Below are 18,289 nucleotides of genomic sequence, written 5' to 3'. Positions count from 1 at the left end.
CCCGCAGCCCAAAGGGCTGACGATCCCCATCCCGGTGACGACGACGCGGCGCAGTTCCATCGAAGAAGAGCCGTTAGCGGTCGGCGATCAGCCGACGGCCTTGGTCAGATAGGCGACGGCGTCACCGAAGGTCTGGATCGACTCCGCGGCATCGTCCGGGATCTCGACGTTGAACTCTTCCTCGAAAGCCATGACCAGCTCGACCTGATCGAGCGAGTCCGCGCCCAGATCGTCAATGAAGCTGGCCTTATCGACGACCTTCTCCGCATCGACGTTGAGGTGTTCGACCACGATCTTGCGGACGCGATCAGCGATATCGCTCATATTTGACTTCCCTTGTTACCAAACAGGTTGTTCGTTCGTACGCGGTCCCAGACACCGGAATTGCCCGGGCCTACCGACCTTTGCCGCCGTTCGCGGCAGACTGTAGGCGCGGCGTCGTACCCTCGCAAGTACGGGCCGAACCCGAAATCAGGGCGGAGGTAACATACTTCCCCCGCCATTGCCATATTGCGTGGAGGCCGGTTTCCCCAGCCTTCGCGCTTGCCTTTCGGCCCCGCGCGCCCAACGAGAGCTCCCCTCCCCCTTGAGGGGAGGGGTTGGGGGTGGGGGTCTATCGGTGATCACCGCACCACCCCCTCCCTCAATCCCTCCCCTCAAGGGGGAGGGAAGCAAGGCAGCGCAATCCGCTAGAGCATCACCATGCCGCCGTTGACGTTCAGCGTGTGGCCGGTGATGTAGCCGGCCTCGTTGCTGGCAAGGAACACCACTGCGGCGGCAACCTCGTCGGCGGCGCCGAGCCGGCCAGCCGGCACCTTACCCAGAATGCTTTCACGCTGCTTATCGTTCAATTCGTCGGTCATGGCCGAGCCGATGAAGCCCGGCGCCACGGTGTTGACGGTAATGTTGCGCGAGGCGACTTCGTAGGCGAGTGCCTTGCTCATGCCGATGAGGCCGGCCTTGGACGCGGCATAATTGCCCTGCCCCGGATTGCCGACCACGCCGACGACCGAGGTGATGCCGACAATGCGGCCGAAGCGCTGCTTCATCATCCCGCGCAGCACCGCGCGGGTCAGGTGGAAAGCGGAGGTGAGGTTGACCGCCAGCACTTCGTCCCACTCCTCGTTCTTCATGCGCATGAAGAGATTGTCGCGGGTGACGCCGGCATTGTTGACGAGAATGTCGATGCCGCCGAGGGCTGCTTCGGCCGAGGGGACGAGCTTGTCCACCGCATCGAAGTCCGACAGGTTGGCCGGCAGGATCGGGTGATCGCCGCCACCGAGCAGGTCGCGGGTTTCCTCGAGGGCGCCGACACGGGTGCCGCTCAGCGCAACGCGGGCGCCCGAGGCAGCCAGGGCCTTGGCGATCTCGCGACCGATGCCGCCCGAAGCGCCGGTGACGAGGGCGCGTTTGCCCGTAAGATCAAACATTTAGCGGCTCCTTTGGAGAGTCTGATTCATTCTGTTGCGCCCGAGAAAGCCCCCCTCACCCGGTCCTTTGGACCGACCTCTCCCCCAGGGGAGAGGTAAGCTCGGGGCGCGATCTCGCCTCGTCATCACCTCTCCCCTGGGGGAGAGGTCGGCGCGTCAGCGCCGGGTGAGGGGGCCTTTTTTGCTAGGCTCCAACCTCGGCCAAAAACGTATCCACATCCGCCGGTGCGCCGATCGACACGGTCGCCGTTTCCGGCGCGATGCGCTTGGCGAGGCCACTCAGCACCTTGCCCGAGCCGAGCTCGACCAGCTGCGTTACGCCGCCATCCTTCACCAGCCAGCCGACGCATTCGGTCCAGCGGACCATGCCGGTGACCTGTTCGACGAGGCGCTTCTTGATTTCCTCGGGGTCGGTGATCGGCTTGGCCAACACATTGGCCACCACCGGCACGACCGGAGCGTTCACCGTCACCTGGTTGAGCGCGTGCTCCATGGCGTCGGCGGCGGGACGCATCAGGGCGCAATGGAACGGGGCGCTCACCGGCAGCGGCAGGGCGCGCTTGGCGCCGGCGGCCTTCAGCAGCTCGATGGCGCGGTTCACCGCGCCGGCGTGACCAGAGATCACCACCTGGCCGGGGGCATTGTCGTTGGCGACGCCACAGACCTCGCCATCCTCGGCATCGTTGGCGGCACGCAGCACGGTTTCGAGATCGAGGCCGAGGATCGCCGCCATGGCGCCCTGCCCGACCGGCACGGCCTGCTGCATGGCCTGGCCGCGGATCTTCAATAGCCGCGCCGCATCGGCGAGGCTGAAGGCGCCGGCCGCGGCCAGCGCCGAGTACTCGCCGAGCGAGTGGCCGGCAACGTAAGCGGCATTATCCTTGAGCGAGAAACCACGGCTTTCGAGTACGCGGGTTACCGCAACCGAGACGGCCATAAGCGCCGGCTGGGCGTTCTCGGTGAGGCGCAACGTCTCGTCGGGTCCCTCGAACATGATGGCCGAAAGCTTCTGTCCCAGCGCGTCGTCGACTTCGGCGAAGACGTTGCGGGCTTCCTGGTAAGCGTCGGCGAGATCCTTGCCCATTCCGACAGCCTGGCTGCCCTGCCCCGGAAAGGTGAATGCGCGCTTGGTCAAGGTGGTGGCCTCCGCCGTTGTTCTTGGTCGTTGCGGCCGAGCCTAAGCCCCGCCCGGACAGGCGTCCAGTTGGCGGCGGCGTTTGCAGTAGGGGGATGGCAAAGTCAAGGCGGGCTAGTCGAACTTCACCGCGGTCGTGTTGGCGCCGCAGAGCAGCACCCCGACCTTCTCACCGGGCGCCGGAACATAGCGCCCCGAGAGGACGGCAGCCATCGCGGCAGCGCCACCGGGTTCCACCGCCACCCGCAGCACGTCCCAGATCGCCTTCTGCGCCGCGACGATCGCCTCGTCGGTGACCAGCACGGAGCGGTCGATGAAGCCGGAAAGCGCGAAGCTGAGGCTGCCGATGCGGCGGGCTCCGAGGCTGTCGGCGGCGACACCGCTCACCGGCACGTCGACGGGGCGGCCGGCTTCGATCGCGTGGTTGAGGGTCGGCGCGCTCTCGGGCTCGACGCCGATCAGCCTGACCCGGCCGGCGGCTGCCGCGGCGATGCCGCCGATCAGCCCGCCACCACCCACCGCGACCAGCAGCGTATCGAGGCCAGGCGACTGCTCAAGCCACTCGAGCCCCACCGTCCCCTGCCCACACAGTGTCTCGAACATGTCGTATGCATGCACTTCGAGCAGGTCATGCTCGGTGGCGAAGGCGTGGCTGGCATTGTAGGCGTCGATATAGGTGTCGCCGCCGATGACGATCTCGGCTCCGTATTGCAGGATGCGATTGATCTTGGCCTCAGACGAGATGCGCGGCACATAGATATGCGCCTTGATGCCGAGCTTGTGCGCAGCATAGGCGACGGCGGCCCCGTGGTTGCCGCCCGAGGCCGCGACGACGCCGCGCGCCGCGCCGGGGCGGATCAACAGGTTGGCGAAGGCGCCGCGGGCCTTGAAGGTCCCCGAGTGCTGCATGAATTCGAGCTTGAACGAGAACGGGGCCCCATCGAGCCCGAAATCTGAAGCTGCGACCTCCACGACCGGGGTGCGCCGGATGTGCGGGCGGATTACCACCTCGGCCGCGCGGATCGCGTTGCGATCGGGCGGAGCAGACGCGACGGCTTCGGTGGTGGTCATGGCGGTCTCGACAAGGTTAACGTAGTGGAGCCGCCCGGCCTGCCTAACGCAAGTGTCGGGACGATGAAAGAGGCTGCGACGATGGGTAAGATCAACTCTGAGTGGCACCGCGAGCACAGGATGGCCCGCCAACGCGACGAGAAAGCAGCGTGCGGCCTGGCATTACGAGCACGCCCAGCATTGCGGCTGCCGCGCGCTGACGCCGTCAATCACCTCGCTGCTGGTATCCGAGGGATATCAGATCCCCAAGCGCGCCGGCGAAGCATCGGCATCGGGCTGACGCTTCAATCGAGCGGCGGCGTCTCCCGTTCCGAAGGTGTCGGCCCAGGGTTCAGCAGCGGATCCCGCCATACCGGCATGCCCGGCAATTGTCCTTCCGGCAGTTCCTTTTCGGTCCGCTCGGCATCGGGAATGTCCGACGGAACCGCATCGGGCTGGCTGGTTGGCTGGACTGGTGTTTTGCGATTGGTCATGACCTTCTCCTTATGTAAGGGAAAGGTTCTGCTGGGCGATTTCGTTCCGCCGGGCGGACGCCTCCTGGACGCCACCCGCCCCGCGCCGCTTGCCATTGCCGGCGTTTTCCCCTATAGCCCGCCTCGCATTCGTTCGGCCGGGGGCTGAACGGAGGGTTCGTGCATTCGTACGATAGGGTCCGCCCGTCCTCCCGTGTTCCCGCTCTTTAGAAGACTGCTTTGATCGCCTTTCCGGCTTCAAAGGGGCTCCGCGCCGAGTGGCATGTGTTGTGAACCAACTTGAAGGAAGGCGCTTATGGCCCTTTACGAACACATTTTCCTGGCTCGCCAGGACGTTTCCCCGACGCAGGTGGAAGAGCTGACTGCGGCGCTGACCGAAGTGCTCACCAACGGCGGCGGCAAGGTCACCAAGAACGAGTACTGGGGGCTGAAGTCGCTCTCGTACCGCATCAAGAAGAACCGCAAGGCTCACTATACCCTGCTCAACATCGACGCTCCGCACACCGCGGTGGCCGAGATGGAGCGCCAGATGGGCATCAATGAAGACATCCTGCGCTTCATGACCATCCGCGTCGACGAGCTGGAAGAAGGCCCGTCGGCCATGATGCAGAAGCGCGATCGCGATGACGACCGCGGCGATCGTCCGGGTGGCCCGCGTGGCGACCGTGGCGGTTTCGACCGCGGCGACCGCCGCCCGCGCCGCTTCTAAGAACTCGGAAGGATAAGCCAAATGGCCATCAAAGACCTGACCACGACCACGGCCCGCCGTCCGTTCCAGCGCCGCCGCAAGACCTGCCCGTTCTCGGGCCCGAACGCGCCCAAGATCGACTACAAGGACGTTCGCCTGCTGCAGCGCTACGTGTCGGAGCGCGGCAAGATCGTTCCTTCCCGCATCACCGCGGTCTCCGCCCTGAAGCAGCGCGAACTGGCCAAGGCCATCAAGCGCGCCCGCTTCATCGGCATCATGCCCTACGCCGTTCAGTAAGAACCGGTTCGGGATTGGTTGGGGCTGCCGCCTCGGTGGCTCCTAACCGTTCACTCGTGAACGGGACAGCACAAGGAAAGCATCATGAAAGTCATTCTCCTCGAGCGTATCGGCAAGCACGGCCACATCGGCGACGAAGTGTCGGTGAAGGACGGTTTCGCTCGTAACTTCCTGCTCCCGCAGCAGAAGGCGCTGCGCGCCACCGAAGCCAACCGCAAGAAGTTCGAGCGCGATCGCGCCGACATCGAGAAGCGCAACCAGGAGCGCCGCGAGGCTGCTGCCGGCATCGCTTCGGGCCTCAACGGCAAGTCGGTGGTGATCATCCGCCAGGCCGGCGAAACCGGCCAGCTCTACGGTTCGGTGTCGTCGCGCGACGTGGCTGACGCGCTGATCGCGGACGGCTTCACCGTTTCGCGTTCGCAGGTCGACCTCGCCAACCCGATCAAGACCGTCGGCGTCCACCCGGTGCCGCTGCACCTGCACGCCGAAGTTGCGGTGTCGATCACCGTCAACGTCGCCCGTTCGGAAGACGAAGCAGCCCGCCAGGCTGCCGGTGAAGACCTTACCGCGATCAACTACGACGACGAAGCGGCTGAAGAATTCGCCGCCGGCCAGGCCGAGGCCGGCTCCGCCGCCGCCGACGCGTTCGGCGACGAAGCAGAATAAGAACGTATCTTATCGATACGCAAAGGGCCTGGAGCGATCCCGGCCCTTTTCATTTCACCGGCTCTCCGCCAGTGCCTTGATGCCCTCCAGCCAGGAGGCGATCCGGGCTGTCAGCTGTGCATTGGTGAGTGCCTGCAGCGCCAGTGGCCCAGTCATCGATTCTGCCGCGGTCAGTCGGGTGTTCGGCCCCACCGCCTCGAAGCGATAGAGATGGACGGCTTCGAGCCCGTCGCCATGCGTGCACCAGGTCAGCAGTCGCCCCGGCTCGGTGAGGGCGAAGCGTGAGCGGACTACGATCGGGCCGGCAGACCAGGTAAAGCCCCCGCCTTCGAGGTCGACCATCCCCTGCACATCCGCGCGGATGTGAGGCCAGTTCTCGACGTCGTACAGCAAGCCCCACACCACATGGGGAGGGCGGGCAATCGAAATCTCCCCCGAGGCAGCAACCGCAGCCGCAGGATCCAGCCGCCCCTCCAGAGCGAACCTCCAGCCAGCCGTGTCTTCGATAGGGTCATTCGTAATCATGGTCGTCCCTTTCCGCACAGTGAATCGATACGATGTATCGATACACTGTATCGAACAATGGATGGACGGTCAAACCTATGGTCGAAGCATGGGGCGGTGCTAAGGAGTGAGGATCATCAACCCGGAGGCAGCGTTGGCCGGCAACGACACCGAAAGCTCGCTTGTCGACACCATCGCGCTGCTGTGGAGCGACCACAGCCGGCAGGTCGGGAGGAGCGGCCATACCATTGGCGACTTCGTTGCTGCCGCCACCGAGCTGGTGCAGGCAGAGGGGCTCGCAGCCCTGTCGATGCGGGCGGTGGCCACACGGCTCGGCGTGCGGACGATGGCTACCTACAGCTTTGCGCCAGGCAAGGCAGCGCTGCTGGCGTTGATGGTCGACAGGGCGTACCGCAATCTCTATGCGGTCGACGCCCAGCCGCGTGGACAAAGCTGGCAGCAGAAGCTGACGCAGATCGCCGAGGCGAATTACAGGCTGTTGCTCGCCAATCCGTGGTTGCACGCGGCCCGTCCGGCGCGCTCGCCGATGGGACCACACGAGATCGCCAAGACCGAAATCGAGCTGGCGGCACTCGAAGGCATCGGCCTTGCGGACATCGAGATGGATCAGGCGCTTGCCGCCGTGCTCAACCACGCCGCACACGCCGCGGCGCTGCAGTCGGGATTGCTGGCGGAACGAGAACAGACCGGCCTTGGCGATCCCGACTGGTGGCGCGAGGCGATGCCGCAACTCGAGCGGTTCGTCGACCCGCACCGCTTTCCCCTTACGGCGCGGGTAGGCCAGGCTGCGACGGCAGCACGGCAGGGCGAGTTCTGGGGCGAGAAGGCGTTCCGCTTCGGCCTCGAACGGCTGCTCGACGGCATCGAAACGCTGATCGCCGGTCGTCGCGGCTAGGCGGCGCCCACACCCATGCGCGCCAGCAGGCGGTCGCGGCGGATGAACTGGTGGTAGAGCGCAGCGCCGATGTGGAGAGCGAGCAGTCCAAGCATCAGGCGCGACATCAAGCCGTGGACGGCACGCGGCAGCACGGTTTCAAGGTCGGGCAAGGTGGCGGAGCCAATGATGGCAGGCAGCGCGCCCGAGAGGATTATGGTGGCAATGCCGCTCGAAGCGGTAACCAGCACCACCGCGTAAAGGGCAAAATGCACCGCCTTGGCCGTGGTCCTCTGCCAGCCCGGCTGCCCTGCCGGGAGAGCCGGGCGGCGGTCGATGGCGAGCCACCAGACGATGCGCAGCAGCGTCAGCAGCAACACCCCTGCCCCGAGTGGAATATGCGCCCGCAGCAGCGCCACCTTGGCCGCTGGATCGAGCTGTGCGGCAGCGAGCAGGCCGGTGGCGAACAAACCAACGATCATCAGTGCGGTGAGCCAATGGATGGCGATAGCAACGCTGCCGTAGCGCGTCGCACTGCTTTTCGCTGACATCGAGGCCTCCTTGCGTTCAGTAGCCAATGGCGATTACATAGCACACTATGGATTTAAATAGCAAGCTATGTACATGAGCTACGTCCGCGAGACCTCTGCCGGCTACCTTACCAACTGGGCAGCGCGGCTGTTTGCGCGGGCGATCGAGCGGCGACTGGCGGGCGGCAATTCGGGCCCGATGCCGGTGTTCTTCGCGCTGCAGGATGGCCGAGCGATGACCCAGAAGGCGCTGGCGCAACTGGCGGCCGTTGAGCAGCCGACCATGGCGAATACGCTCAGCCGAATGGAGCGCGACGGCCTGGTGCAGCGAACGCCCGACCCCAACGACAGGCGCAGCGCGCAGGTCTCGCTGACGCTGCTCGGGCTCGAGCGCGCCAAGGCCGCCTTTGTTTCAGCGATCGAGGTCAACGGCATCGCCACCGATGCGCTACGGCCCGAGGAGCGCGAGGTGTTCTACGACATGATGCGCCGGATCATTGCGGCGCTCGAGCGTGATGCCGCCACAGATTAAGGCGCGAATCGGTGTAGAGGCGGCAAAGTCGCACGCACGCCCAATCGCACGCTCGGTCGCGATTCCCCCGTTTTCACCGCACTTCACAGGTGCCGGGCCGGGGCGTCACCATGCTGATGCTTCGGGCAGCAGCCCAGCCATTCCGCGACCGTCCCTGGACGGTTAAGGAAGGGTCAACCAAGTGAGGGAAGACTCCGAGTCGCCATGGCCGACAACAACGTGCATCGCCTGCGTCCGGAAGACGAAAAGGGCTTCCGCCTCGCGCCTCACAACGTGGAGGCGGAGCAGGCTTTGCTGGGAGCGATCCTCGTCAATAACGAGGCGTTCTATCGGGTCAGCGACTTCCTCATGCCCGAGCATTTCTACGAGCCGATCCACCGCACCATCTACGAAGTGCTGGCCAAGATCATCCGCGCCGGCAAGACCGCGACGCCGATCACCGCCAAGACCTACCTCGCCGATGCGCTGACCCCCGAAATGACCATGCCGCAATACCTGGCGCGGCTGGCGGCGGAAGCGACCACGGTGCTGAATGCGGCCGACTACGGCCAATCGATCTACGACCTCGCCATCCGACGCAACCTGATCCAGATCGGCGAGGAGATGGTGCAGGTCGCCTACGACTCCGATGTCGAGGCGACGGCCAACAAGCAGATCGAGGAGGCCGAGAAGGCGCTGTTCGATCTCGCCGAGAAGGGCCGCTACGATGGCGGCTTCCAGAGTTTTTCGGCGGCGCTGACCGAAGCCATCAAGATGGCGGGCGAAGCCTATGGTCGCGATGGCACGCTCAGCGGCACCTCGACCGGGCTCACCGATCTCGACCGGCTGATGGGCGGCCTGCAGCGCTCGGACCTGATCATCCTCGCGGCACGCCCCGCCATGGGCAAGACCTCGCTCGCCACCAACATCGCCTTCCATGTGGCCAAGAGTTTTCGCGGCGAAGTGCAGGCCGACGGGCACATGAAAACCGTCGATGGCGGGCATGTGGGGTTCTTCAGCCTCGAAATGAGCGCCGAGCAGCTGGCAACGCGTATTCTCGCCGAGCAGGCCGAGATCTCGTCATCCGACATCCGGCGCGGCAACATTCACGAGAGCCAGTTTTCGAAGCTCGTCGACACCTCGAACCTGATGGCGCAGGTGCCGCTCTATATCGACGATACCGGCGGCATCTCGGTGGCGCAGCTGGCCGCACGAGCCCGGCGCCTCAAGCGGCAGAAGGGCCTCGACCTGCTGATCGTCGACTACCTGCAGCTGCTCTCGGGCTCGTCCAAGAAGGCGAGCGAGAACCGCGTGCAGGAACTGACCGAGATCACCACCACGCTCAAGGCGCTGGCAAAAGAACTGGAAGTGCCCATCATCGCGCTCAGCCAGCTCAGCCGTCAGGTCGAAAACCGTGACGACAAGCACCCCCAGCTTGCGGACTTGCGCGAATCCGGCTCCATCGAGCAGGACGCTGATGTGGTGCTGTTTGTGTATCGCGAGGAATATTACCTCAAGAACAAGGAGCCCAAGGAGGGCACGCCCGAACACATGGCGTGGCAGGGCGAGATGGAACAGGTGCACGGCAAGGCCGAAGTCATCATCGGCAAGCAACGTCACGGCCCGACGGGCACCGTGCAGGTGAGCTTTGAGGCGCAGTTCACGCGCTTCGGCAACCTGGCCCGCGCCGACTACCTGCCCGAAAGGATGGAGTAGTGATGGCGGCACCGGCCATTGCGACCGGTTATGGCGGGCGGCTGACGGTCGACCTGGGCGCGCTGAAGCGCAACTGGCAGGCGCTCGACAAGGTGAGCCGCGGCGCGCTGACCGGCGCGGTGGTGAAGGCCGATGCCTATGGCACCGGCATCGCCCAGGCCTCGCGAGCCTTCTATGAGGCCGGGGCCAGGTTCTTCTTCGCCGCGACCCCCGACGAAGGCATCGCAGTGCGGGCGGCGGTGCCCGAGGACAGCCACATCTTCATCCTCTCGGGGCTCTATCCGGGCTCGGCGCCGCTCTATGTCGGCGAGCGGCTGATGCCATGCCTCGCCTCGATCCCGATGCTGGAGGAGTGGCTCACCGCCTGCGCAGCCTCCAACCAGGCGTTGCCGGCGGCGCTGCATTTCGATACCGGCATCAACCGGCTCGGCTTCCGGCTCAACGAAACCTCGATCGTCAAGCGGCTGATCGACTCGATCGGCTATGCGCCGCAGATGATCATGAGTCACCTCGCCTGCGCCGACACGCCGGCGCATGAGAAGAATCGCACGCAATTGGCGCTGTTCACCTCGGTGATGGCGCAGTTCCCGGGCATCCCGGCCTCGCTCAGCAACTCGGCCGGGCTGATGAGCAATCGCGAGAACCATTTCCAGATGGTCCGCCCCGGCATCGCACTTTATGGCGGTCGCGCGGTCGCCGGCCGGCGCAACCCGATGGCCCCGGTGGTGACGCTCGAAGCGCCGGTGCTGATGACCAAGGACGTGAAGACCGGCGAGACCGTCGGCTATGGCGCGCTGCAGACGATGTCGCGCGACAGCCGCCTCGCCATCGTCGCTATCGGTTATGCCGACGGTTTCTTCCGCTCGCTGAGTTCATCGAACAACCACCGCGGTACCCACGTAGTGATCCAAGGCCAGCCCTGCCCGCTGGTCGGACGGGTGTCGATGGACATGATCGGGGTCGACGTCACCGACCTGCCGCGCCCACCGGCGCCGGGCGAGATGGCCGAGATCATCGGCAAGCAGGTCACCGTCGACGACCACGCCGATATCGCCAACACCATCGGCTATGAGGTGCTGACCAGCCTCAAGGGGCGCTACTCGCGCAACTATGTCGAGAGCGCGGCACCACCGGCGTGAGCCATGCACGCCCAGCCATGCGCCGTGTTGCCTTGCGAGGTGACGAGCGCTAGCTTGCAGCAAGGCCGCTCCGGCCAAACCTGCCGCCGGGTTGAAGGGAGCATCCCGAACAGCTTGCGACCGACCTCAATCCCTGGTCGATGCGTAATCGGCGGACGTCGACCCGAGATGAGGTCTGGCATGCCGTTTGGAATTGCGCCGTTCACGCGGGCGGGACTGCTATCGATCAAGCATGCGGTGCGCGACCGCTATCCGCAGATCAAGTCGGGGCATTTCGACGAGGCGATCGCCTATGCCCTGGGGTTCGATACTCATGCCGCGATGCTGCCGGTCATGGATCTGGCCGAGAAATCAGGTGAAATGTCGGCCCTGGTGAAGCCTGACTGGTTCATCCTTCGATTGGCTGACTTCGGCTACGACCTCAACGAAATGAAACCGCTGAATGCGTTCCTCTGGTCGCTTCCGTTGACGTTTGCCATGTCCGTCATGGCGACCGAGCGCAGCGAACGCGCCGGATCGCTGCTTTCACCGAAGGCGGCAAACGATGGCTGACGCGACGCGGGTGCTGATTACCGGCAATGGCGGGTCCGGCAAGACCTGGCTGGGCGAACGCTTGTCGCAGCGCCTCTCGGCACCGCTGGTGCGGCTCGACGACCTCTATTGGGACGGGGCGTATGGCGGCAACGAACGAGACAAGCGCGTGGTGTTCGATGAGCTGGCCGCGCGTGCCGCCGCGCCCGGGTGGGTGATGGAGGGCGTCTATGGCTGGCTGCTGCCGGCTGCCCTGCCCCGCGCCACCGAGTTCGTGTTTCTCGACCTGCCGGTTGATGAATGCGTCGACAATGTACGCCGACGCGGCAACCAGGGTGGTGGCGACGAGGCCGCGTTCGCAGCGCTGCTCGCCTGGATCGCCGAGTATCCCAGGCGAGAGAACTCCAACTCCCGGTTGGCGCACCAGCGGCTATGGGATGGGTTCGAGGGCGCGAAGGAGATCCTCCGCAGCCGCGATGCGATCGAGCAATACGTCAGTTCGCGAGCCCTCTCCGACCATCGCGCCTGAGGCGCCTACTCCTCCATGATCAGGTCATGCAGGCCACCAGTGGTGACGCTTGGCAATGTCTTCGGGTTCGCCGATGCGACCGAGCGGGTATTTTCGGGCACGCTTTCCGCCATCGTCCTCGCGAACTGTCCAGTTGCGGGTGCGGATGGTGCCGGGGCTGATCAGGTTGAAGCGGACCCCTTGGCTGCCATAGCGGGCGGCAAGGTTCTTGGTGAGGATCTCGAGCCCGGCCTTGGCGGCCGAATAGGCGTAACCGCCAAAGGCCCAGTTGCCGTTGATTGAACCGATGGTGACGACGTTGCTCCCGGGCCCCGCGGCGATCAATGACGGCAGGGCAGCACGGACGCAGCGGAAGACGCCGGTCAGATTGAGGTCGAGCTTGCGATCGAACAGCTCATCCGGAATATCGCCGAGCGCCGGTTCGTGCCAATCGCCACCGGCGGTGTTGACGAGGACCTCGAGCTTGCCGAGACGGCCGACTGTCTCGGCAATGGAAGCATCGACAGCGTCGCGACTGGTGACGTCGCAAATGGTGGCGAAGGCCCGGCCACCAAGCGCGACGATTTCGGCGACGACCGCCTCCGCCGCAGGCCCATCGATATCCGAGACGGCGATCGAGCCACCTTCGGCCGCCAGGCGCAGCGCGGTGGCGCGGCCGATGCCGTGACCCGCGCCGGTGACATAAATCGCTTGGCCCTCGAACCGCATGCCGTACTCCCGGGTCTTCATATGGGCGGGCACCCTAGCGGCTGTGCCGTGGTCGCGCCAAGCGCGTGCGGCACTCACTTGACAAAGGGCGCTCCATATTATTCAACATTATTGTTGATCAACAATGTTGTTGAACTATGGGAGCCTAGCATGCCGTCAAAGCCGCCATCCTTCACCAAGACCATGCAGCTCGGCATCGTGGTGCCCAACCTCGAGGCGGCGGTTCGCGCCTATGAGGAGCAGTATGGCATCGGGCCATGGGAATTCATGGAGATCGGACCGGAGAATGCCGAGAACGTCCTGGTCGACGGCAAGCCGGCCGAATGGCGTTCACGGATCGCCATGACGATGATCGGCGACGTGATGTGGGAGCTGATCGAGCCGCAGGACGAGAACGACATGTTCGGCAAGTTTCTGGCCCAACGCGGCGGGGTCGGCGGCGTGCACCATGTCGCGGTGCAGACGCCGGACTTCCGGCAGACGCTGGCCGACCAGCAGGCGCGCGGCGGGCAATCCACCCTCAGCGGCAGCTTCACCGGCATCGAAGTGCACTATCTCGACAGCGCCCCCGACATCGGGGTGATCCTCGAAGTGTTCAGCGGCATGCCGGACCTTTAGGCGCCCAGCGCCCAGTCGAGCACCGGATCGCGGCCGGCGACAAAGTCGGCATGGCTAGTGTCGATCTGGTGGTCCGGGTGGAAGCTGTCCGCGTCCTTCGGACCAAAGCGATAGAGCCGGATGGCGGCAGAGATCCGCAATCCCGAGCCGGAGAGCGCGAACCAGCCGTTCTCCTGGTAGCCGTATGGTCGGGCACCGATCGGTTCGCCGACCAGGATCGCTTCGGTTTCGCGGCGGAAGTCGATGGCGTTGACCATGCTGGCCGAGAAGGTGCCGCGACCGACCAGCACGAACAGCTGGCCGGCGACGAGCCCCATCAGTTCGATGGGGACCAGCATCCACTGCCGGCCGGCGAAGAAGTTGCCGCCGGCGTTCTGCCGGAGGTCGACGATGAGCCGGCGCGCCGGCTGTTGACTGAGAGCGTCGAACAGCCTGGCGGCATTGGCCTCGAGCCCGTCATAGGAACGAAACTGCACATAGACCGCATCTTGTTCGGCAACACGCGAGAACCAGAACGGTTCGTCCATCCGTTGCATCGAGAGCGGAGCATGAGCGGCAGTCAGCAGCGGCTCCTTGCCCGGCTCCAGAAGTTCGACCAGCTCGGTTCCGGCCGCATCGATGAAGCGGAACGCGGGCTCGATGCCCAAAGCCGCAAGCACCTCCGGCTCCCGCATCAGCTCGACGCTTCGCGCCAGCACGTAGCCGGCGTTCTCGCCCTGCGGGATCAACCAGTTCAGCTGGCTCTGCAGCAGCGCGACGGGCTGGTCGCCGATCGAGAGCAGCCTGGCGCCGATCAGCCGGCGGTGAGCCGCCGCGGCGCGAACCACCGTGAGGTCATCACCAAACCAGCAGAACTCGACCGGAAATTTCGGCCGAGGCGGCGCGGCGACGAAGGTGTGGCCATCGCCGATGCTGGCCGCGACGCCGCGCAAGGCGACGGTCGCCGCCTGCTCGGAGAGAGATGGCAGGCGAGCGGACAGCTCTGCAACCTTGGCCTCGAACGCCGCCTGCGAGATCAGATGAAACGGCTGCCGATGGCGGGTAACGATCCCCTCGGCGAGGCGAGCGAGGTCGGCCTGCCAGTCAATGGAAATTGCGATGATCCGTCTCCCTCACCCTCAATGGCGGGCGCCTGCCTGCAACCACTACGGCCGAACGATGCCGCCATCGCGGCGACGATCTTCGGCCATGTAATGCGACTTTGCCGCCTTGTCGGGATCGAGCAGCGCCTCGGCCTTCTTCACGTCGATGTCGATACCGAGACCGGGCTGATCGTTGCCATAGAGGTAGCCGCCCTCGAGCAGCGCGTGGCCGGGGAACAGCTCGTATTCCTCGGGCTTGAAGTGGTTCTCCTCCTGGATGCCGAAGGCGGTGGAGGCGAGGTCGACGTGCATGGCGGCCATCTGGTTGACCGGGTCGTTGTCGCCGCCCTCCTGCCAGGCGGTCTGCACCCCGAACCATTCGCAGAGCGTCGCGATCTTGCGCGCCTGGGTGATGCCGCCGCCCTTCGAGATGCGGACACGGACGAAATCGATCAGCCGCTCGGTGATCAGCGGCAGGTACTCGTGCGGGTTGACGAACAGCTCGCCCATCGCCTGCGGCGTGGCGCATTGCTGGCGCACCTGGCGATACCAGCCGACCTGCTCGGGCGAGAGCAGATCCTCGAGGAAGTAGAGCCGGTAGGGCTCGAGCAGCTTGGCCAGTTGCACAGCATTGGTCGGGGCCAGGTGCTCGTGCACATCATGGGTGAATTTCGGGCCCCAGCCGAGTTTATCACGCAGGTGAGCGAACATTTCGGGGATCGCCTGCAGGTAGGCGTCGTCGTCGAAGGCCTTGTCCTGCGGCCAGTGGTTCCTGGGCCCGCGGGCATTGGCGCGATCGAGGAAACCGCCGCCGCCGTAATTGCCGAGCTGGCAACGGATGACGGTATAGCCCTCCTCCCAGTAGCGGCGGACGTCGTCTTCGAGCTCGGTGAGCGAGTTGCCCTGGGCATGGGCATAGGCGGCGACAGCGCTGCGGGTCTTGCCGCCGAGCAGCTGGTAAACCGGCATGCCGGCTTCCTTGCCCTTGATGTCCCACAGAGCCATGTCGATGCCGGCCTGAGCAGTGTTGCCGATCGCCTCGTTGCGCCAGTAGCTCTGGGTGTAGACCGATTGCCAGATATCCTCGATGCGGCTGACATCTCGGCCGATCAGCAGTGGCGTGACGTTCTCGATCGCCGCCTGCACCACCTTGGCGCGGTAATGGTCGGAGGCCGAGCCGATGCCGTAGAGACCGGGCTGGTCGGTCAGAACCTTGACGAACAGCCAGGTGCCGTCGGCGCGCGTGCGGATCGTCTCGATCCCGGTGATCTTGGTCATCTCTTCCCTAGGTGTGCTGGTCGGGCCACTGATCGGGCCGTTGAGGATTAGCAATGAACAGAGCTTCGCAACGGGCAGCGCCGGAGGCAAGTTGGGCGAAGGTCGAGCGCACCGCCTGGTGCAATCTGTTCTCTTTTTGTTCTTGACGGCAACGCAGCCTCACTGGTTCCTTGTGTGTCCCTAGTCGCACGGAGGACCAATGAGATGACCGATCTGCCACAGCTGTCGAGGTTCGCTGAGGACACAAGGCCGCTCAAGTCCATCAGGGTGCCGCCGCGCCAGGGACGCGACCCGGTGTTCTTCGCCGTGCTGGTCGGCGGCGGGATCCGCCCGGCGCTGCAGGAGATCGTCGACGAGCAGCGACGCCTGCATGGGATCACGGCATCGCTGCTGCCAGCAACGACGCTGCATATCTCGCTGATCAATGTCGGCTTCTACCAGGAACTGAGCGGCAGCGATCTCGCGGTGGCGATGGCCACCGGCGATGCGATGGCCTTTTCACCATTCGATATCGCGCTCACCCGGCTCGGCAGCTTCCGTCGCAAGGTAGGTTCGCCGCCCCTGGCGCTCTACCCGGGTTCGGACACACCGCTGGTCGAGCTGGCGCGACTCCTGCGCTGGGGCATGCTGGAACGCGGCTTCGAGGTGCACACGCCACCCAGCGAGGCCTTCCACCTGACGCTCTGCTATGATCGGGCCAGCGCGCCCGAAGTGGTGCTGGAGCGGCCACCAACGCTGCGGGTGGAAGGGTTCGCACTGGTCCGCAGCTTTTATGGGCAGGGCCGGTACGAAGTCATCGGGGAGTGGCCGCGGCGGTGAGTGGTCGAATCTGAACGTTCACTCTTCGTTCTTGCCTTTGCCTTCATAGTCGGCTACCTCTCGTCGACTCCTCGGGGCATCTCATGGCGCGTACCAAAACCTCTTATGTCTGCCAGGCCTGCGGCGCGGCGACGGCCCGCTGGCAGGGGCGATGCGAGGCATGCGGCGAGTGGAACACCATCGTCGAGGAGATCGTCGATTCGGGCGTCGGCGCCGGACCGAAAGCCGCCGTGGCGGGTGGACGGCCGATCGAGCTGCAGCCGCTGGCCGGTGAAACCGAGACGGCGGCGCGGGTCGAGACCGGCATCGGCGAACTCGACCGGGTCACCGGCGGCGGCTTCGTCATGGGCTCCGCCGTACTGATCGGCGGCGATCCGGGCATCGGCAAATCTACCCTGCTGCTGCAGGCGGCCGCGGCGCTGGCCGAGCGCGGCCGCCGCATCGTCTACGTTTCGGGCGAAGAGGCGATCGCACAGATCCGGCTCCGGGCGCAGCGGCTCGGTCTTGGCGACCGTGCCGTATTGCTGGCGTCGGAGACCAATGTCGAGATCATCCTCGCGACGCTGCAGAACGGCCCTCCCCCCGATCTGGTGATCATCGATTCGATCCAGACACTGTGGACGGACCGCGTGGAAAGCGCGCCGGGTACCGTCACCCAGGTGCGTACTTCGGCCCAGGCGCTGACCCGCTTCGCCAAGAAATCCGGCGCCGCGGTGGTGCTGGTCGGCCATGTCACCAAGGACGGGCAGATCGCCGGGCCGCGGGTGGTGGAGCACCTGGTCGATGCGGTGCTCTACTTCGAGGGCGATGCCAGCCACACCTTCCGGATCCTGCGCGGCGTGAAGAATCGCTACGGCGCGACTGACGAGATCGGCGTGTTCGAGATGTCGACGCTGGGCCTGCGGGAAGTGGCCAACCCCTCGGCACTGTTCCTCGACCAGCGCGACAAGGATGCCGCGGGCTCTGCCGTGTTCGCCGGCATGGAGGGTACCCGCCCGATGCTGTGCGAAGTGCAGGCGCTGGTCTCGCCATCGCCGCTCGGCACGCCACGCCGCGCGGTGATCGGCTGGGATTCGTCGCGGCTTTCGATGGTGCTGGCAGTGCTCGAGACGCGCTGCGGGGTGCGCATCGGCGCCAACGACATCTACCTCAACGTGGCAGGCGGGCTGAAGATCAACGAACCGGCGGCCGACCTGGCCGTAGCGGCGGCGCTGATCTCGTCGCTGACCGGCTCGCCGCTGCCCTCGACCAATGTCTATTTCGGCGAGATTTCGCTGGCTGGCGGGGTGCGCCCGGTGGCGCATGCGGCGCAGCGCCTGCGCGAGGCGCAAAAGCTCGGTTTCCAGGGGGCGGTGACCGGCCGGCTGGGCAAGGGGGACGTGCCGAACGGCATCGCCGTGGGTGAGTATGCCGAGCTTGCCGAGCTCATCGGCCGCATCGCCGCGCGCGGTCAGCGGCAGGCGGCCGAGTAGCGCTTTGGCCACGCTTCCTGCTTTCCGTGAACATCGGCCATGCGCCCCATCCTACATGCTTGGCTTTGCCACGATTAATGGTTACACGGGACCCTGAAGCGGGTCCCAGGGGCGGATTTTCTCTATGTTGACTGCATTTGACGTCGGCATCGGCGTTCTCGTCCTGATTTCGGCGATCCTGGCTACGGCCCGCGGAT

22 protein-coding genes are annotated in these 18,289 nt (G+C 65.3%); 12 read left to right on the top strand and 10 right to left on the bottom strand.

Annotated elements, in window-relative coordinates; all coding sequences use genetic code 11:
- Window positions 1–87: 87 nt before the first annotated feature.
- The 5 genes from VGV07_RS07170 to VGV07_RS07150 form a co-directional block, all read right to left on the bottom strand.
- On the bottom strand, window positions 88–324 hold the full coding sequence (locus VGV07_RS07170; protein WP_055048542.1) for an acyl carrier protein: 237 nt from the start codon (window positions 322–324) through the stop codon (window positions 88–90).
- Window positions 325–689: 365 nt separating this feature from the next.
- Entirely contained in the window at window positions 690–1,430 is a 741-nt protein-coding gene (fabG, locus tag VGV07_RS07165; RefSeq protein ID WP_326868009.1) for a 3-oxoacyl-[acyl-carrier-protein] reductase, read from the bottom strand.
- A 184-nt stretch (window positions 1,431–1,614) separates the two neighbouring features.
- Window positions 1,615–2,514 (bottom strand): ACP S-malonyltransferase, encoded by a 900-nt coding sequence (gene fabD, locus VGV07_RS07160; RefSeq protein ID WP_414649919.1) that lies wholly within the window; start codon window positions 2,512–2,514, stop codon window positions 1,615–1,617.
- 165 nt (window positions 2,515–2,679) lie between these two features.
- Complete coding sequence (locus tag VGV07_RS07155; RefSeq protein WP_326868007.1) at window positions 2,680–3,636, bottom strand: threonine/serine dehydratase; 957 nt, start codon at window positions 3,634–3,636, stop codon at window positions 2,680–2,682.
- Window positions 3,637–3,920: 284 nt separating this feature from the next.
- Window positions 3,921–4,109, bottom strand: coding sequence for a hypothetical protein (locus VGV07_RS07150; protein ID WP_326868006.1), 189 nt, complete (start codon window positions 4,107–4,109; stop codon window positions 3,921–3,923).
- A 295-nt stretch (window positions 4,110–4,404) separates the two neighbouring features.
- On the opposite strand from VGV07_RS07150, the gene rpsF reads away from it, so the two are divergent.
- The 3 genes from rpsF to rplI all read left to right on the top strand — a co-directional run bounded on the left by rpsF (window position 4,405) and on the right by rplI (window position 5,760).
- The gene (gene rpsF, locus VGV07_RS07145; RefSeq protein WP_326868005.1) at window positions 4,405–4,818 is read left to right on the top strand and encodes a 30S ribosomal protein S6; all 414 of its coding nucleotides are present in this window, start codon (window positions 4,405–4,407) and stop codon (window positions 4,816–4,818) included.
- Between the two features lie 21 nt (window positions 4,819–4,839).
- On the top strand, window positions 4,840–5,094 hold the full coding sequence (rpsR, locus tag VGV07_RS07140; RefSeq protein ID WP_055048535.1) for a 30S ribosomal protein S18: 255 nt from the start codon (window positions 4,840–4,842) through the stop codon (window positions 5,092–5,094).
- A gap of 84 nt (window positions 5,095–5,178) precedes the next feature.
- Window positions 5,179–5,760, top strand: coding sequence for a 50S ribosomal protein L9 (rplI, locus tag VGV07_RS07135; protein ID WP_326868004.1), 582 nt, complete (start codon window positions 5,179–5,181; stop codon window positions 5,758–5,760).
- Window positions 5,761–5,814: 54 nt separating this feature from the next.
- Here rplI and VGV07_RS07130 read toward each other — a convergent pair whose 3' ends face one another.
- Entirely contained in the window at window positions 5,815–6,285 is a 471-nt protein-coding gene (locus tag VGV07_RS07130; RefSeq protein ID WP_326868003.1) for an SRPBCC family protein, read from the bottom strand.
- 106 nt (window positions 6,286–6,391) lie between these two features.
- Here VGV07_RS07130 and VGV07_RS07125 point away from each other — a divergent pair, with 106 nt between their 5' ends.
- Window positions 6,392–7,180 (top strand): TetR/AcrR family transcriptional regulator, encoded by a 789-nt coding sequence (locus VGV07_RS07125; RefSeq protein ID WP_326868002.1) that lies wholly within the window; start codon window positions 6,392–6,394, stop codon window positions 7,178–7,180.
- Here VGV07_RS07125 and VGV07_RS07120 read toward each other — a convergent pair.
- The gene (locus tag VGV07_RS07120) at window positions 7,177–7,710 is read right to left on the bottom strand and encodes a cytochrome b (RefSeq protein WP_326868001.1); all 534 of its coding nucleotides are present in this window, start codon (window positions 7,708–7,710) and stop codon (window positions 7,177–7,179) included. The two genes, VGV07_RS07125 and VGV07_RS07120, sit on opposite strands and share 4 nt — an antisense overlap.
- 73 nt (window positions 7,711–7,783) lie before the next feature.
- Between VGV07_RS07120 and VGV07_RS07115 the strand changes: the two genes are divergently transcribed.
- The 5 genes from VGV07_RS07115 (at window position 7,784) to VGV07_RS07095 (ending at window position 12,115) form a co-directional block, all read left to right on the top strand.
- Window positions 7,784–8,221: a MarR family transcriptional regulator gene (locus tag VGV07_RS07115; protein WP_326868000.1), complete on the top strand. Its 438-nt coding sequence runs from the start codon at window positions 7,784–7,786 to the stop codon at window positions 8,219–8,221.
- Between the two features lie 204 nt (window positions 8,222–8,425).
- Window positions 8,426–9,916 (top strand): replicative DNA helicase, encoded by a 1,491-nt coding sequence (locus VGV07_RS07110; protein WP_326867999.1) that lies wholly within the window; start codon window positions 8,426–8,428, stop codon window positions 9,914–9,916.
- A 2-nt stretch (window positions 9,917–9,918) separates the two neighbouring features.
- Window positions 9,919–11,055, top strand: coding sequence for an alanine racemase (alr, locus tag VGV07_RS07105; protein WP_326867998.1), 1,137 nt, complete (start codon window positions 9,919–9,921; stop codon window positions 11,053–11,055).
- Window positions 11,056–11,223: 168 nt separating this feature from the next.
- Window positions 11,224–11,607, top strand: coding sequence for a hypothetical protein (locus VGV07_RS07100; RefSeq protein ID WP_326867997.1), 384 nt, complete (start codon window positions 11,224–11,226; stop codon window positions 11,605–11,607).
- On the top strand, window positions 11,600–12,115 hold the full coding sequence (locus VGV07_RS07095; protein WP_326867996.1) for an AAA family ATPase: 516 nt from the start codon (window positions 11,600–11,602) through the stop codon (window positions 12,113–12,115). Before VGV07_RS07100 ends, VGV07_RS07095 begins: the two co-directional genes overlap by 8 nt.
- 24 nt (window positions 12,116–12,139) lie before the next feature.
- On the opposite strand, the gene VGV07_RS07090 is transcribed toward VGV07_RS07095, so the two are convergent.
- Complete coding sequence (locus tag VGV07_RS07090; protein WP_326867995.1) at window positions 12,140–12,823, bottom strand: SDR family oxidoreductase; 684 nt, start codon at window positions 12,821–12,823, stop codon at window positions 12,140–12,142.
- A 150-nt stretch (window positions 12,824–12,973) separates the two neighbouring features.
- Between VGV07_RS07090 and VGV07_RS07085 the strand changes: the two genes are divergently transcribed.
- Window positions 12,974–13,441 (top strand): VOC family protein, encoded by a 468-nt coding sequence (locus VGV07_RS07085; RefSeq protein WP_326867994.1) that lies wholly within the window; start codon window positions 12,974–12,976, stop codon window positions 13,439–13,441.
- On the opposite strand, the gene VGV07_RS07080 is transcribed toward VGV07_RS07085, so the two are convergent.
- Both VGV07_RS07080 and VGV07_RS07075 read right to left on the bottom strand, forming a co-directional pair.
- Window positions 13,438–14,373 (bottom strand): hypothetical protein, encoded by a 936-nt coding sequence (locus tag VGV07_RS07080; protein ID WP_326867993.1) that lies wholly within the window; start codon window positions 14,371–14,373, stop codon window positions 13,438–13,440. The two genes, VGV07_RS07085 and VGV07_RS07080, sit on opposite strands and share 4 nt — an antisense overlap.
- A gap of 213 nt (window positions 14,374–14,586) precedes the next feature.
- Window positions 14,587–15,801, bottom strand: coding sequence for an enolase C-terminal domain-like protein (locus VGV07_RS07075; RefSeq protein WP_326867992.1), 1,215 nt, complete (start codon window positions 15,799–15,801; stop codon window positions 14,587–14,589).
- 204 nt (window positions 15,802–16,005) lie between these two features.
- Here VGV07_RS07075 and VGV07_RS07070 point away from each other — a divergent pair, with 204 nt between their 5' ends.
- Together VGV07_RS07070 and radA are read left to right on the top strand one after the other, a co-directional pair.
- A complete protein-coding gene (locus VGV07_RS07070; protein ID WP_326867991.1) occupies window positions 16,006–16,620 on the top strand; it encodes a 2'-5' RNA ligase family protein in 615 nt (204 codons plus the stop codon).
- An 83-nt stretch (window positions 16,621–16,703) separates the two neighbouring features.
- The gene (gene radA, locus VGV07_RS07065; protein ID WP_326867990.1) at window positions 16,704–18,092 is read left to right on the top strand and encodes a DNA repair protein RadA; all 1,389 of its coding nucleotides are present in this window, start codon (window positions 16,704–16,706) and stop codon (window positions 18,090–18,092) included.
- The last annotated feature ends 197 nt before the right edge of the window (window positions 18,093–18,289 follow it).

The organism is Devosia sp. (assembly GCF_035944845.1).
In the GTDB taxonomy this organism is placed as follows: Bacteria; Pseudomonadota; Alphaproteobacteria; order Rhizobiales; family Devosiaceae; genus Devosia_A.
The sequence above is the reverse complement of the archived record's forward strand: the minus strand, read 5'-3'. Positions and strand labels throughout refer to the sequence as shown.